Below are 14,148 nucleotides of genomic sequence, written 5' to 3'. Positions count from 1 at the left end.
GTGAACTTTACCTTTTTGCCTACTCCCCTGTCTCATGCAAAATCCTCGCCAAATTGCCTTCTTAGCCCTTCGCGATCTCGATCGCCGGGGGGCGTTTGCGGATGTCGCCCTCGATCGCGCCTTGAAAAAGGTCTCCGGGACGGGCGATCGCGCTTTGTTGCCCCTCGATCGCCGTTTGGCGACTGAATTGGTCTACGGCTGCATTCGACGGCGGCGATCGCTCGATGCGGCGATCGACCAGTTTGCGAAAAAACCTGCGGATCGCCAACCGCCGGATTTGCGGTGGATCCTGCATCTGGGCCTTTACCAACTGCGCTATCTCGACGATATCCCGGCTTCGGCGGCGGTGGATACGACGGTGGAGTTGGCGAAAACGAATGGGTTGAAAGGGTTGGCGGGTTTTGTCAATGGCTTGTTGCGTCAGTACCTGCGGGCGGCGCAGGCGGCAGCCTCCGGGGATCCCCTACACCTGCCCGAGGAGCCGATCGCGCGGTTGGCAGTGGCTCACAGTTATCCCGATTGGATCGTGGCGAATTGGGTGGAACGCTTGGGGGTGGAGGAAGCGGAACAATTGGCGCAATGGTTCAATCGATCGCCGAGTATCGATCTGCGGGTCAATCCCCTGCGGACGGCGATCGCCACGGTAGAATCGGCCTTTCAAGGGGCGGGGATCGAGGTGATGCGGGTTCCCCATTTACCGCAAGCGTTGCGCCTCAAAAGTGGGGCGGGGGCGATCGTCAATTGGCCCGGATTTGCCGAGGGCTGGTGGACCGTTCAAGATAGCAGCGCCCAATTGACCAGTTATTTACTCGACCCGCAGCCCGGAGAACTGATTATCGATGCCTGTGCGGCTCCGGGGGGTAAAACAACTCATATTGCCGAGTTGATGGGCGATCGCGGTACGATTTACGCTTGCGATAAAACGCCGTCTCGGCTGAAAAAAGTGAAAGAAAATAGCGATCGCCTCGGCTTGCACGCGATCGAAGTATTAGCCGGAGACAGTCGCGAGTTCGCTCAATTCGACCGTCGGGCCGATCGCGTCTTACTCGATGCCCCCTGTTCCGGGTTGGGAACCCTGCACCGTCGCGCCGATGCCCGTTGGCGCCAAACCCCCGACAATCTCGTGCAGTTAGCCCAACTGCAAGGGGAACTGTTAGCCAAAACGGCCCAATGGGTGAAACCCGGTGGGGTGCTGGTTTACGCGACCTGCACCTTGCACCCCCTGGAAAATGAAAAACCGATACGCGACTTTTTAGCGACTCATCCGGACTGGGCGATCGAAGTTCCTCCCGCGAGCAACCCGGCGGCACACTTCGTCACGCCCGCAGGTTGGCTCGAAGTCTGGCCCCATCGTTACGATCTCGACGGTTTTTTCATGGTGCGACTCAGGAAAGCCCCGGATGCATCTGAGTAAATTCTCAAGGGGGAAGCGGGCGAGATGCCCGCTCTACGGACGTTTGCCTTTTGCCTACCAACTCTTTTACGAGTTATCGCCTTCATCCTTATCCACTTTTGGAATAAACCCGGGACGGTCTTTTCCTTCCCAACCGGGGGGACGTTTGGAGTTGTACCAGGCGATCGAACCGATCGCCACGGCGGCAATAAAGCCGACGACGTAAACGGCAGTAAACGGGAGAAAATCGCCGGATGAAGCGGCTGCGAATGGCATCAAAATGTTCATAAAATCGTCGATTGCGACGCAAACCCCAGGGCGGGCAATGACTGCCTTCTGGGTGGTAGCCGCACCTCCTAATCGCAAAATGTTTAAGCGGTTCGAGCATCTGTCGGCGTGGCTCCCAGTCAGTCTGGCGCCCTCACCAAAACGGAGAGCAACCGACCCACAACGATCGCCACGCTCTAGAGCCGCACGAGGCTGACTCAAAAACAGAAGCTCCTCTTTATCTAGGATACTGGTTTAGTAGTTGGAATAAGTATATCCATCGGTAGATTCTTGCTGCGCTCGGGCATTATCGGGGGTTGTATCCCCGTAAATGACGCTGTTGGGTTGGACGGGTTGGGCTTTAATCGTCGGTTGGCGATCGTACAAATTCTCCGGGAGTTCGGGGAATTCTTCCACGGGCATGTCCTCGACCGCTTCTTTCATGAACTGCCGCCACGTAAACGCTGCGGTCGAACTGCTGCCCCAGGTCGGATAGCTGTCGTCATTGCCGAGCCAAACCCCGGTGACCATTTGAGGAATATAGCCGATAAACCACAGGTCGCGGGCTTCGTCCGAGGTTCCGGTTTTTCCGGCGACGGGACGGTCTACGAGTTGAGCGGCGGCTCCGGTTCCGTACTGCACCACGGGTTCGAGCATCCAATCCATAATGGCGGCAGTTTCGGGATCGACGGCTTGTTGCCCTTGGTGTTTGGCTTCGTAAAGCACTTGACCTCGGCGGTCGATGACGCGGGTAATGCCGTGGGGTTCGACATGTTTGCCTTTGGCAGCTAAAGTTCCGTAAGCGCTGGTCAGTTCGAGTAAGTTCACTTCGTTGCCGCCGAGAGCGAGGGAGTAAACGGGTTTGAGTTCGGACTTAATCCCCATTTTGCGGGCGAGTTCGATGGTCGGCTCGAATCCGACATCCATGAGGACTTTGACGGCGACGACGTTAATCGAACTGGTGAGGGCGTCGCGCATGGAGATCCAGCCGCGATAGGTGCCGCCGAAGTTGCGGGGTTTGTAGCCGTCTACGGTAAAGTTGGCGTCTTCGTAGCCGTCGGTGGGGCTTAATCCAGAGGCGATCGCGGCGGTATAGACAAAGCCTTTGAAGGTAGAACCGGGTTGCCGTTGGGCTTGGGTGACGCGGTTGAATTCGCTGTCTTCGTAATCGTAACCGCCGACCATTGCTTTAATTTGGCCGTTGCGCGGGTCGATCGCCACTAAGGCGGCTTGATCGAATCCCTGGCTGGCTCCGTCGATTTCCACGGCTTCTCTGACGGCAGTTTGAGCGATTTTCTGCCATTTGAGATTGAGGGTGGTTTCGACGGTCAATCCTCCCATTTCCAGAATTTCCGGGGAGAGTTGTTTGGGTAACTGTTTCTGAATGTAGGAGGCAAAATACGGCGCTTCGACTTGCAAGCGTTTGGGGACGCTGGCTTTGACTTTGAGGGGGTCTCGGCTGGCGCGTTCGGCTTCGGCGGGGTCGAGGCTGCCGACTTCGACCATGCGTTTTAACACTAAATCGCGCCGCTCTCCGGCGAGTTGCGGGTTGACGAGCGGGGAATACACGCTCGGTGCGGGGGGCAGTCCGGCGATCGTCGCCATTTCGGACAGGGTCAGTTCGCTCACTTTTTTACTGAAATAGACCCAGGCGGCATCGGCGACGCCGTAAGCGCCCGATCCCAAATAAACAATATTGAGATAGCGCTCTAAAATCTGTTCTTTGTCCATTTTCTGCTCGATCTTGCGCGCGAGCAGGGCTTCGCGCAATTTGCGAGCCATGGTGCGCTCTTGGGTCAGGAAGACGACCCGCGCCAGTTGCTGGGTGATCGTGCTGCCGCCTTGGACGAGTTCTCTGGCGAGGAGGTTGGAGACGACGGCGCGAAAAATGCCTTGGTAGTCCACGCCGTCATGTTCGTAAAAGCGACTGTCTTCGGAGGCGATAAAGGCGTCGATCAGGGGTTGGGGGATATCTTCGATTTCGAGTTTGTCCCGGGTCGCCGGACCGCTTTGTTGCAAAATGGTGCCGTCGGCGGCTTGAATGGCGATCGTTCCATCGCGCACGAAGGTAAAAATTTCGGCGACATCGGGCAGGTTGCGGTTGAGATACCACAGGGCGATCGCCGCGCTTCCGGTTCCAGTGGCGACGGTGACGACTCCCACGCCGACCCAAAAACGGGGTCTTCGATACAGGGGCGGTCCTTGAGGCGGTTTCCACGCCTGTTTGAGGCGCGCGAGCCACTGTCGAGCGCGATTTCCCGGTTTATCTGAGTTTTTATCGGAATTGGTCTCGGGAGCGTCGGGACTGGCTTCGTCCCGATCGGTCGGTTCGGTCGGTTCGGTCAGTTCGCCGGGGCTGGATTGACCCTCGGCTGTCGCGGGCGGCGTGTCTCTAAGATCGACTGAAACGGTAGATTCAGCAGGTTCGCTCATGGTTGGTTCGGGTTCGGCTGCGGTTGGATCTTTCGATGCTTCGGGCGATCGGGTTCGAGTGAATTTTGCTGAAAATTCTTTCATCCTAGAGAAAAACTTAGCCACGTCAACTCCTCACACGCCAACCACGAGCAAACCCTTTATTGGGTTTTATTTTAGAACCTCGTTTGGAGATTTGCATTTTTCAATCTCGCCAATCTTAAATACCAAGCCGGAACGGCTCAGTTCCGGCAAGGGTAAAATTAAAAAAAGTTATCAGTCGCTATCGAGAATTGAAGGGCGATCGCGTCTACACGGCGTGTCCGATCGCCAAGGCGGTGACGAGCATTCCAATCACGAGGAACGGTTGGGCGCTGGCTTGATATTTAACGTCATTTTCGAGGGGATCGCGCAAGAAATACATATCCTGGAAAGTAATTTGAGGAATGACCAACAAGATCAAAATCGCGGCGTACAAATTCTGATGAATGCTCATCAAATATCCGGCGATCGCAAATTGGAACAGGTCGATCGTCAGTACGCAAATCCACGCGGCTGCGGTCACCCCAAACATCACCGGGAGCGATTTTAAGCCCAGTTGTTCGTCTCCTTCCACACTTTTGAAGTCGTTGACGATCGCAATCCCCAATCCGGCCATACTGTAAACCAGGGTCACGACAATGATGGTGGTATTGAGTTCCCCGAACAGCGCTTGTCCGGCCCACCAGGGTAAGGCGATGTAACTCGAACCCAAGGCATAATTCCCCAACCAGCCGTTTTTCTTCAGTTTGAGCGGCGGCGCGGAGTAAATGTAGGACAGGAACGACCCGCCAATGGCTAAGGCGGTAATCGTCGGAAATTCGTGACCCGCCCACCAGTCTAAGGCATAGGCGACGCCGATTCCGCCGAGGAGAAGGATCCAAATTTGGGCGACGACTTGGGGAACGGAAATGGCGCCGGAGGGAATCGGACGGTAGGGTTCGTTGATGGCGTCGAGGTCGCGATCGTAAAAATCGTTGATTGTTTGGGTGTACCCCGCCAGCAACGGTCCGGACATCAGCATACAAGCGGCGGCGATTAACACGTGTTCGAGTTTCCACTGGTAGTTCCCGGAGGCGGCGGCCCCGCAGACGACCCCCCAAATCAAGGGGATCCAGGTGATCGGTTTCATCAACTGCAAGCGGATTTTCCAGATCGAGGTTTCGCGAACGTCGGCTCCTTTCATTCCCAACATTTGCCGGGTTTTGGCGCTGCGATTTTCTTTCGGTTTCCCGGGGGTTGGGGTGTTGTCCGTCGGTTGCGCTTCGTCTGGGGCTGTATCGATCGGGTTTGACTCGGGTGCGGGCGGGTTAGACATATCAGGCAATTAGAATCTTGGTGTAACTTAGCACTGGATCTCAACGATTTTATCGAAAACGAAAATTCTGCGCGAACAAGAGACGAGGATTTGCAAGTTGGACAATGGGACGATCGCGGGGCGGGTTGCGATCGTCCCATTGTCCGCCCCTTTTTAGGAATAGTTTCTGTAAACTATATATACATTACACTTAAAGATAAAATATTGAATTTACTAAATAAGTGTAAATAAATGTAAGACCTTTGAGGGGTTCACGATCGCCCTAAAGGGTCAATCGCCCGAATCACCAGGCGATCGCGCAGTTCCCTCGATTGGCAATCGATCTAAAACGATCCGATCGCGCAAATCTCCCTTCAAACTGGCAACTTTTGACCGTTTTAGCCGCCAAAAGCCAATAAATGCCGGGATCGCGCTCTTGCAAAGTCAAGAAAGTCTTCCTACAATGAACTTATTAATTGAAAATTATTATCAACTATTAGCCGTCACAGGGTAACAGTTTATTTCATTGCTTTATAGCTGTAGAAGGCGCGAAAACGAGATCTTAATTGCTAAAAATTGTTACCTTTTAGGCTTTAAACGATTTTCATTGTCCAATAGTGATAAGGTAATAAATCAAGAGTTTTTCCGCTACACCTAATGAGAATAACTCTGAATTAATAGAGAGGTCAGGGAAATGAAACAGCCGTATCGATCGCGAAACCATCGGTCTGAAAACCACCTCAAGAGAGGATTTACCTTTCTCGGAGGTCGTTGCGATCGCGAAGCGGCTCCTTTGGAGCATCGCCCTCATTGGCACGCCGAGGATGACAACCCCTCAAAAGACGCCATATTCCCCCTATCTTGCGCGCAAATAGGCGATCTCCTGTGGGTAGCTGCCGTAGGGTCGGGGCGAGGGCACCACAGCTTGCGAGTCGGCGACGAACTGCACGTAGTCAGCCGTACCCCAAGTGGTTCGGCGGCGATCGAAGTCAACGGTCAATACCTCGGCTTGGGGTGCAATCAGGCGCGATCGATCGCGGTTTCGCGCCATCCAACCCCGACCATCGATAATACATTTCCTTCCCAGCACTTGCACGACCTCAAAATCGGGGCAACCGGGCGCGTTCTCAGCTACGACTGTCCGCGCCGGGGCTACCGCAAACGACTGCTGGCCATGGGACTGACCCCCGGAACCGAATTCACCGTCACCCGTCACGCCCCCCTCGGCGATCCCGTCGAAATCTACGTGAGAGGATTTAGCCTCAGTTTACGAAAAGATGAGGCGCGCGCCCTACTGGTCGAACTCGTGCGCTGAATTGTATCGTTTGTTCGATTGTCCTGTAGAAAGATCGGCGATCGCCCGAACTCGACCGGGGGCGATCGCCCTTAGCCCCCTTCCCCGCCTATGAACTCCACCATCACCGCCCGCGCCACGATCGCCACCATCGGTAACCCCAACTGCGGCAAAACCACCCTCTTCAACGCCCTGACCGGATCGAACCAAATCACCGGAAACTGGCCCGGGGTCACCGTCGATCGCGTCGAAGGCACCTACAACCACGACGGACAAACCGTCACCATCATCGATTTACCGGGGGTCTACTCCCTCGACGCCGAAGACCAAGACACCGGACTCGACGAACGCATCGCCCGCGATTACCTCCTCTCCGGCGCCGTCGATTTAGTCGCCAACGTCATCGACGCCTCCAACTTAGAACGCAACCTCTACCTAACCACCCAGTTAATCGAAATGCGATTGCCCGTCGTCGTCATTTTGAACATGGTAGACGTGGCGCGAGAACGGGGATTCGACATCGATCTCGATCGCCTTTCCCAACACCTGGGCTGTCCCGTAGTGGCGGTGGTTGCTTCCAAAAGCCAGGGATTGAGCGAGTTAAGGGCGGCGATCGATCGCGGCTTGCGCGATCGCCCGATCCCGTCCACCTTCGTCGCCTATCCCGCCGTCGTCGAAGACGCGATCGCCGATTTGATGCCCTACTTAGACAATCCGGCCCGGGTCGTCGATCCGCGATGGACCGCCCTGCGCCTGTTAGAATACGACGATATCGGCGTTCCCACCTTGCAGCGACGGGAACTCGATCGCGCCTTAGCCCACTGGAAACGACGAGTCGGCGACGTCCTCGGCGACGACCTCGATATCGCGATCGCCGACGCCCGTTATACTTTCATCCGCCACCTCAGCGAACAAGTCGTGGCGCGACCGCGCGAAGTCAGCCTCAACCTCACCCAGCGTATCGATCGCATCGTCCTCGATCGCTGGTTGGGCATCCCTCTGTTTTTCGCCGTCATGTATCTGATGTTCCTGTTCGCGATCGACTTCGGCAACGTCTTTATCGACTTTTTCGATATCCTCACCGGAACGATCTTCGTAGACGGCTTCGGACGGTTGTTAACCACCGTGGGAATCCCCGATTGGTTGGTCGTCTTGCTGGCGAACGGCGCGGGGGGCGGTCTGCAAACCGTTTCCACCTTCATCCCCGTCATCGCCTGTACCTTCCTCTTTCTTGCCTTTCTCGAAGACTCCGGCTACATGGCCCGCGCCGCCTTCGTCATGGACCGCCTGATGCGCTTTATCGGCTTACCCGGGAAATCCTTCGTCCCCATGCTGGTCGGTTTTGGCTGCAACGTCCCCGCCATTTTAGCCACCCGGACCTTAGAAAGCCCGCGCGATCGGCTGATGACGATTTTAATGAATCCCTTCATGTCCTGCGGCGCCAGACTTCCCGTTTACGCCCTCTTCGCCGCCGCCTTCTTCCCCGTCGGCGGTCAGAATATCGTTTTCGCCTTATATCTCATTGGAATCGGGGCGGCGATCTGCACCGGACTGATTCTCAAACATACAATCTTGCGCGGCGATATTTCTCCCTTCGTCATGGAACTCCCCCCCTACCACCTCCCGACCTTACGGGGGATCTTGTGGCGAACGTGGGACCGCCTGCGCCAGTTTATCGTTCGCGCCGGAAAAGTCATTGTTTTAATGGTGATGGTTCTCGGATTACTCAACAACGTTAGCTGGGATGGATCCTTGGGCAACTCCCAAACCTCGGTGTTGACTAGTGTCAGCCGCAGCGTCACCCCGGTATTCGCGCCGATGGGGATTCGCCAAGATAATTATCCCGCCACCGTGGGCGTTTTCACCGGAGTTTTCGCCAAAGAGGCGATCGTCGGTTCTCTCGATTCCCTTTACGGACAATTGGCCCGGGAAGACATTGCCGCCGAACCCGATGCCCCCTTTGAATTCTGGGGCAATATCCGCGATGCCTTCGCCTCTATCCCCGCCAATCTCGCCAATTTAGGGAACCAACTGCTCGATCCTTTGGGAGTCGGTGTCGGCGATCTGGAAAACACCGAAATTGCCGCCGAGAGTCAGGGGGTCACCTCCCAAACTTTCGGTCAAATGGTCAACCGCTTCGACGGCAAAATCGGGGCGTTTGCTTATCTCTTATTTGTCTTATTGTATTTTCCCTGTTTGGCTGCCACCGCCGCGATTTACCGCGAAACCGGGACGCGATGGACTGTATTCGCCGGGGTGTGGACGACCGGGTTGGCGTATTGGGTGGCGACGGTGTTTTATCAGGCTGCAACGTTTGCACGCCATCCGGCATTCTCCACGGTTTGGATCTTCGGCGCCATTGCCCTATTGGCGGGGACGATCTTGGGAATGCGCCGGATGGGACGACTGATTTAGGAGGAATGCTGATGATTCTTCGCGATTTGCAAGTCTATCTCGCCGAACAACATACGGCGTCTCTAGCGCAACTGTCTACTCATTTTCACGTGGAAGCTGCCGCCTTAGAACCCATGTTGAAAAAGTTGGTGCGCAAGGGTCGGGTTCGCCAACTGCCGCCTCCCAAACCCTGCGGCGAATGCACTCAGTGCGATCGCACCGTCTTTGACGTTTACGAGTGGGTTTGATTAGTGCGAACTGGGGCGACATTGTTCGCCTATCCAGTTCAAATAGGGTTCAAATCCGGCGATAATCGGAATCGCAATAATTTCGGGGACTTCGTAATTGTGGAGTTCCCGAACTTTTGCTTCTAAGCGATCGAAGTGGGTTAAATCGGTTTTAACGATCAATTGCCATTCTCGATCTTCGTTGACTTCTCCTTTCCAGGTATAAATGGACTCGATCGCACTGATGCTGACACAGGCGGCGAGGTTCGCATCGACTAAGCCTCGGGCGATGGTTTTGGCGTCTCGTTCGGAGGGGGCGGTGACTAGGACGATGCCGTAGCGATCGGTTGTTTCAGTCATTGGGGGTCTCCGGTTTGCACGTCGGTGGGGGAGTTCGGATCGCGGTTGCAGGGACGATCGCCTCCTCTGGAAACCCCATCATACTATGCCAGACACGCCAGTGCAGGGCGATCGCCGCCTTGTTCGGTGAGTGCGTCGGCGGTTCGGCGGGGGCGATGCTCCAAAGGAGCCGCTTCGCGATCGGAATTGTTAACGTCACATGATTTATACGTATTTTACCGCATATTTATTTTATATTACAGTTGTTTGAAAACCGATCGACCTTAAAAACTGCACAAAGTATTTCATTGAGACCCCCGAGTGGATAGTAACAGACCCTCCCGGCTGCTGAGATCGGTTCTTAGGGAGTGGGTGGGTCTGCGAGGGAAATTTTCGAGAAGGGGATTTGAAAACAAAGCACCTTTGAATCGTGGGGTCTTCGATCGCCGATTCGGAGCGGTCAAATCAATTTGAGGGGGATCCTGGGGGGAAAGGGAGGGGGAAAGTCCTTGCTGGGTCTGCGATTGCGCGTGAGGGGTGGAATCTCAGTTTTTATTTTTGCCGTTACGGGTAGAATTTAGAGAGAATGGCCCTGTTGTCGAGGCAGGGTCGAGGGCATTGTCCGATCGGATCTAGGCGATCGCCATGGGGTTGACCGCGACAACTTGGCAAGGGAAAAGTGGGAGAAAAGACGGGGAAATCGCGGACCCGTCTGAGGGGAAAGGCGCGCCGGATCGGGGCGGGGGCCGAGCGGAAACCTATCTTAAATACCCAAGCGTCAAGGAGGATAGTGAGAGAGAGCCTGGAACCAAAATCTAAACGGAGGCAGGGATTGATGGAACCCGGCGAACTGGCCAAACTGGAGATGCGGTTATACAAACCCCTGCCGGGGATCGGGGGATGGTTGCGGCAGCAGGCGGCTCAACTGTTGGTAGAAGACCGCTCGGCGGCGGCGGCTCAACTGTTAGCGCAAGCGGCGATCGCCCCCGAGGACGAGCGCTTGAACGAAATTGCGATCGAGGCGTTGCGAAAGTTAGACGCCCCCGAGGCGATCGATGCGGTATGTGCGGTCTGGGCGAGTACGCGCCACGAACGACTGACCCAGTTACTGCTGGAACGGCGCTGGATCGCCCGCCACCCTTTGGCGCTATGCTTGCTGACGGCGTTAAAAGTCGGGCAGGTCGAGCAGGTGGTGGCTCAGATTCCCGATCCGATCAAGCCCCTCCTGAAAGCTTGCCGCGATCGCGACGTGCAGATCGCCCATGCGGCGCGCCAGTGCTTGTTTCGCCTGCAAAATCCCGAGGCGATCGATGCGTTGTGCAAGCAGTGGGCGATGACCCGGACGCCCTTTTTAGAACAAGTACTCTTAAGCGGCAGTTACATCGCCCGCCAACCGCTTTTAATCCGGGTATTGAGCGCCCTCAAAGTCGGACAGATGCCAGTGGTGACCCAAGAAGGGGGCGAAGTGGTCGAACCGTTGCTGATTGCCTGTCGCGATGTAGACGGGTGGATCGTGATGCAAGCGTTGGTGGCGTTGCGGCAGTTGCAGCGACCGAAAGCGCGCGAGGAAGTCTGTCGCTGGGCGATCGAGCGAGACCATCCTTTAGCGAGCGAAGCGGCGATCGCCGCCAAATACGCCCCCAGCGACCCGCAAAAACGCGCCTTATTTTATTACCTCACCGAACAGTGGGCCGATTACGACCAGCTCGACATCGACGGCAGCTTGCTACAAAACGCCTATCTCGACGCCGACGAAGCGGTGCGATCGCGCATTGCCGACAAAGCCCGCAAAGCCGGACGCCTCGAAATCGTCGAAACGATCGTCGGGCCGCCGAACCGCCGCCGACTCGGGGAGATGAGCGATCGCGAATGGGAAAATGCGATCGCCATTTTAGCCCGCTCGCGATCGTGGTCGAGCATGTGGAAACTCGCCCAACAAGCCCCCCCCGCCTGGAGCGTGCGCCTCTTGCGCCAGATCGAACCCCAGTGGCAACCGCAGACCCCCAACGAGTTATCCGGGTGGCAGGTCCTGCACAAGCTCGCGAGCCAATGTATCGGCGATGTCTCCGCCTTAGCCGGACGGATGCACTGTTCCCATGCGATCGGTCCGACGGCCCAACCCGTCACCTGTTTCGCGATCGGGCCGACCAGTGTGGGCTACGTGCGAGAACCGCCCCTGTTGGCGATCGCCCTCGCCAACGGCACCGTCGAACTGTGGAATACCGCCACGGGGGAGCGCGTCAACACCCTCGGTCACCCCTACAGCCGCACCGGAGACCTCGATCGCCCCCCGGTCAAACACGACGGGCCGATCGAATGTCTCGCCTTCAGCCATCCCGGTGTGGGCGCCTACGGCAAAACCTTGCTACTGGCAACGGGAAGCGACGATCGCAGCGTCCGCCTCTGGCGCATTTCCACGGGCCAAGCCTTGCAACAACTCAAAGGACACACCGGACCGATCAACTGCCTCGCGATCAGTCCCACCGGAGAACAGCTCGCCACCGGAAGCGCCGACGGCACCGTGCGCCTCTGGCGCCTGCCCACCGGAAGCCTGCAAGCCACCCTCACCGGACATACGGGCTGGATCAACTGCCTCGCGATCAGTCCCGACGGCCAACTCCTCGCCACCGGAAGCGCCGACGGCACCGTGCGCCTCTGGTTGCTCCCCAGTGGCGAAGCGATCCAAACCCTGACCGGACATGCCGGACCGGTCGAATGTTTGGCCATCTCTCCCGACGGCCAACTGCTGGCTACCGCCAGTTGGGATACCACGGTACGCTTGTGGTGGTTGCCCGTCGGCGCCCCCTTCAAAACCTTGAGCGGCCATCGCGGTTCGGTGGCCTGTCTGGCATTCAGTCCCGACGGCAGCGCGATCGCCACCGGGAGCAACGATTACAGCGTGCGGCTTTGGAAACTCCCCGACGCCGAACCTTTACCCCCGTTAGAAGGCCATACCGGATCGATTTCCTGCTTGGCGTTCAACCCGACCGGGGAACTGCTGGCCACGGGCAGTTGGGATCGTACCGTGCGGTTGTGGCATACCGCGACCGCGACCGCCATCCAGCAACTGCGCGGTCACGAAGAATGGGTGATGGGGTTGCAATTTAGCGATAACGGCCAAGTGCTGGCGACCAGCAGCGCCGACAAAACCGTGCGCTTGTGGACGCCGCAGTTAGCCCGCTTGAGCCGTTTGCCCGTGGGCGCTTTGAGTGCGACCGATTTGGAGTTCGTCCGCCGCTTGGCTAAAGACCCCCATACCTCCGATGCGGAACGCAGTTGGTTGCGCTTTCTGATGGCCTCGATCCGATGGAACCGCCATCAGGAAATGGGGGGAACGAGTTTGACGTCGGCGAGTCCTTCGCCGTCGGTCGATCGCGAATGCCATTAGTCCTCGGTCGAGCCGTGCTGGCGCAGTTGTCGGGCGCGATCGACTAAAGAGCGCCAGTCCCGAGGGCGCTTGAGTTCGGCTTCGCGGCTCGCTTTGCTCTGGCGGGCGCGATCGCTTTCCAGGCGCAATCGTTGCAATTGTTCTAAAAAGTTGCGTTCTCGCGAGTAAATGGCTCGAGCCATCTCGCGAAACAGTTGGGACAGTTGCCCGAATTCGTCCTGACGGCGGGCGATGCGATCGAGCTGGCGCAGTTCTTCGACCCCCGCTTCACTCTCGCCGCTCAGTTCGTTGTTGCTAATTTTACGCGCCAGGTGGGCGATCGGGCCGATCGGGGCGATCGCGAGCTGGCGGACCAAACGGTTGACAATGATGATAACCAGGGCAAAAATCCCGATAAACACGCTCAACGCCGTCAAACAATCCCGAAAGGCGGTATCGAAAACGGCGCTGGCGGGAACGTAAATCGTCTGCGCTCCAATAATTTCTCCGAGTTGCCAGCCAAAACCATTTTCGGCTCCGTACATTTCGATTTGGCTATTCGGTGCTGCTTCCGGGGTGCTGTGGCAGCGCAAACACTGGGGTTGGCGAATGACTAAGGGGCGCGCGACGTAAAAATGTTGTTGTCCTAAAATGTTGCGGAAGCCTTCGAGTTCTTCGAGATTCGGCTGGCGGCGAAACTGCTCGACCAGTTCGGCTTCAAAAGGGTCGGCGCGATCGCGCAAGTTGGTCGGGTTGAGGGTCGCATCTTTATACAGATAATTTTCAAACCCCTTTTTTCCCCGAAACTGCTCGAACACTTGCCGCGCCGCATAGCTGGGGATTGCTTCCGGAATGAATCGATCTTGCGATTCCAAGGGTTGTTCCAACAAGTCGCTGACTTGGGCGTTCGTATATTGCCGCACGGAATCGATCGTTTCCATCAGGACGATCGCCTGTTGGGAAACCTGGTCGGTGGCGGTTCGATTGTGCAAGTTGGAAAGGACTGCAAAGCTCAAGACGCTGCCACCGAGAAAGACCAGCCCGAGAATGACCAGAAATTTCAAGCTGACGTTAAGGCTGTTCCAGGCAAGCTTACGGATCATTGCACGACGCTCTCAG

11 protein-coding genes are annotated in these 14,148 nt (G+C 56.7%); 5 read left to right on the top strand and 6 right to left on the bottom strand.

The window, feature by feature from the left end; translation table 11 throughout:
• Positions 1 to 34 precede the first annotated feature (34 nt).
• Complete coding sequence (locus tag JJD41_RS11775; RefSeq protein WP_200666082.1) at positions 35 to 1,414, top strand: 16S rRNA (cytosine(967)-C(5))-methyltransferase; 1,380 nt, start codon at positions 35 to 37, stop codon at positions 1,412 to 1,414.
• Between the two features lie 66 nt (positions 1,415 to 1,480).
• On the opposite strand, the gene psb35 is transcribed toward JJD41_RS11775, so the two are convergent.
• The 3 genes from psb35 to chlG form a co-directional block, all read right to left on the bottom strand.
• Positions 1,481 to 1,669, bottom strand: coding sequence for a photosystem II assembly protein Psb35 (gene psb35 / locus JJD41_RS11770; RefSeq protein ID WP_370583830.1), 189 nt, complete (start codon positions 1,667 to 1,669; stop codon positions 1,481 to 1,483).
• A gap of 246 nt (positions 1,670 to 1,915) precedes the next feature.
• Positions 1,916 to 4,093, bottom strand: coding sequence for a transglycosylase domain-containing protein (locus JJD41_RS11765; protein WP_200666080.1), 2,178 nt, complete (start codon positions 4,091 to 4,093; stop codon positions 1,916 to 1,918).
• A 289-nt stretch (positions 4,094 to 4,382) separates the two neighbouring features.
• Entirely contained in the window at positions 4,383 to 5,429 is a 1,047-nt protein-coding gene (gene chlG / locus JJD41_RS11760; protein ID WP_200666078.1) for a chlorophyll synthase ChlG, read from the bottom strand.
• 673 nt (positions 5,430 to 6,102) lie between these two features.
• On the opposite strand from chlG, the gene JJD41_RS11755 reads away from it, so the two are divergent.
• From JJD41_RS11755 to JJD41_RS11745, 3 genes are all read left to right on the top strand, one after another.
• Complete coding sequence (locus JJD41_RS11755; RefSeq protein WP_200666077.1) at positions 6,103 to 6,723, top strand: FeoA family protein; 621 nt, start codon at positions 6,103 to 6,105, stop codon at positions 6,721 to 6,723.
• A 90-nt stretch (positions 6,724 to 6,813) separates the two neighbouring features.
• Positions 6,814 to 9,117 carry a Fe(2+) transporter permease subunit FeoB gene (gene feoB / locus JJD41_RS11750; RefSeq protein ID WP_200666076.1) on the top strand — a complete coding sequence of 768 codons (2,304 nt, stop codon included), beginning with the start codon at positions 6,814 to 6,816 and terminating at the stop codon, positions 9,115 to 9,117.
• 11 nt (positions 9,118 to 9,128) lie between these two features.
• Positions 9,129 to 9,344 (top strand): FeoC-like transcriptional regulator, encoded by a 216-nt coding sequence (locus JJD41_RS11745; RefSeq protein WP_200666075.1) that lies wholly within the window; start codon positions 9,129 to 9,131, stop codon positions 9,342 to 9,344.
• Here the strand turns inward: JJD41_RS11745 and cutA are convergent, their stop codons facing one another.
• Together cutA and JJD41_RS11735 are read right to left on the bottom strand one after the other, a co-directional pair.
• The gene (cutA, locus tag JJD41_RS11740) at positions 9,345 to 9,683 is read right to left on the bottom strand and encodes a divalent-cation tolerance protein CutA (RefSeq protein ID WP_200666074.1); all 339 of its coding nucleotides are present in this window, start codon (positions 9,681 to 9,683) and stop codon (positions 9,345 to 9,347) included.
• Positions 9,676 to 9,882, bottom strand: a complete 207-nt coding sequence (locus JJD41_RS11735; protein WP_200666073.1) for a hypothetical protein — start codon at positions 9,880 to 9,882, stop codon at positions 9,676 to 9,678. The genes cutA and JJD41_RS11735 overlap by 8 nt, the downstream gene beginning before the upstream one ends.
• Positions 9,883 to 10,497: 615 nt before the next feature.
• On the opposite strand from JJD41_RS11735, the gene JJD41_RS11730 reads away from it, so the two are divergent.
• A complete protein-coding gene (locus tag JJD41_RS11730) occupies positions 10,498 to 13,050 on the top strand; it encodes a WD40 repeat domain-containing protein (protein WP_200666072.1) in 2,553 nt (850 codons plus the stop codon).
• Here JJD41_RS11730 and JJD41_RS11725 read toward each other — a convergent pair.
• Positions 13,047 to 14,132 (bottom strand): Tll0287-like domain-containing protein, encoded by a 1,086-nt coding sequence (locus JJD41_RS11725; RefSeq protein WP_200666071.1) that lies wholly within the window; start codon positions 14,130 to 14,132, stop codon positions 13,047 to 13,049. The two genes, JJD41_RS11730 and JJD41_RS11725, sit on opposite strands and share 4 nt — an antisense overlap.
• Positions 14,133 to 14,148 lie beyond the last annotated feature (16 nt).

The sequence above is a fragment of the Oxynema mangrovii CENA135 genome (assembly GCF_016632315.1).
Taxonomy (GTDB): Bacteria; Cyanobacteriota; Cyanobacteriia; order Cyanobacteriales; family Laspinemataceae; genus Oxynema; species Oxynema aestuarii.
The sequence above is the reverse complement of the archived record's forward strand: the minus strand, read 5'-3'. Positions and strand labels throughout refer to the sequence as shown.

Excerpts from the sequence above, each read along its gene's own strand:
- psb35 (WP_370583830.1), bottom strand. The coding sequence starts at position 1,669 with ATGCCATTCGCAGCCGCTTCATCCGGCGATTTTCTCCCGTTTACTGCC.
- JJD41_RS11745 (WP_200666075.1), top strand. The coding sequence starts at position 9,129 with ATGATTCTTCGCGATTTGCAAGTCTATCTCGCCGAACAACATACGGCG.
- JJD41_RS11775 (WP_200666082.1), top strand. The coding sequence starts at position 35 with ATGCAAAATCCTCGCCAAATTGCCTTCTTAGCCCTTCGCGATCTCGAT.
- chlG (WP_200666078.1), bottom strand. The coding sequence starts at position 5,429 with ATGTCTAACCCGCCCGCACCCGAGTCAAACCCGATCGATACAGCCCCA.
- cutA (WP_200666074.1), bottom strand. The coding sequence starts at position 9,683 with ATGACTGAAACAACCGATCGCTACGGCATCGTCCTAGTCACCGCCCCC.
- feoB (WP_200666076.1), top strand. The coding sequence starts at position 6,814 with ATGAACTCCACCATCACCGCCCGCGCCACGATCGCCACCATCGGTAAC.
- JJD41_RS11755 (WP_200666077.1), top strand. The coding sequence starts at position 6,103 with ATGAAACAGCCGTATCGATCGCGAAACCATCGGTCTGAAAACCACCTC.
- JJD41_RS11765 (WP_200666080.1), bottom strand. The coding sequence starts at position 4,093 with ATGAGCGAACCTGCTGAATCTACCGTTTCAGTCGATCTTAGAGACACG.
- JJD41_RS11730 (WP_200666072.1), top strand. The coding sequence starts at position 10,498 with ATGGAACCCGGCGAACTGGCCAAACTGGAGATGCGGTTATACAAACCC.
- JJD41_RS11725 (WP_200666071.1), bottom strand. The coding sequence starts at position 14,132 with ATGATCCGTAAGCTTGCCTGGAACAGCCTTAACGTCAGCTTGAAATTT.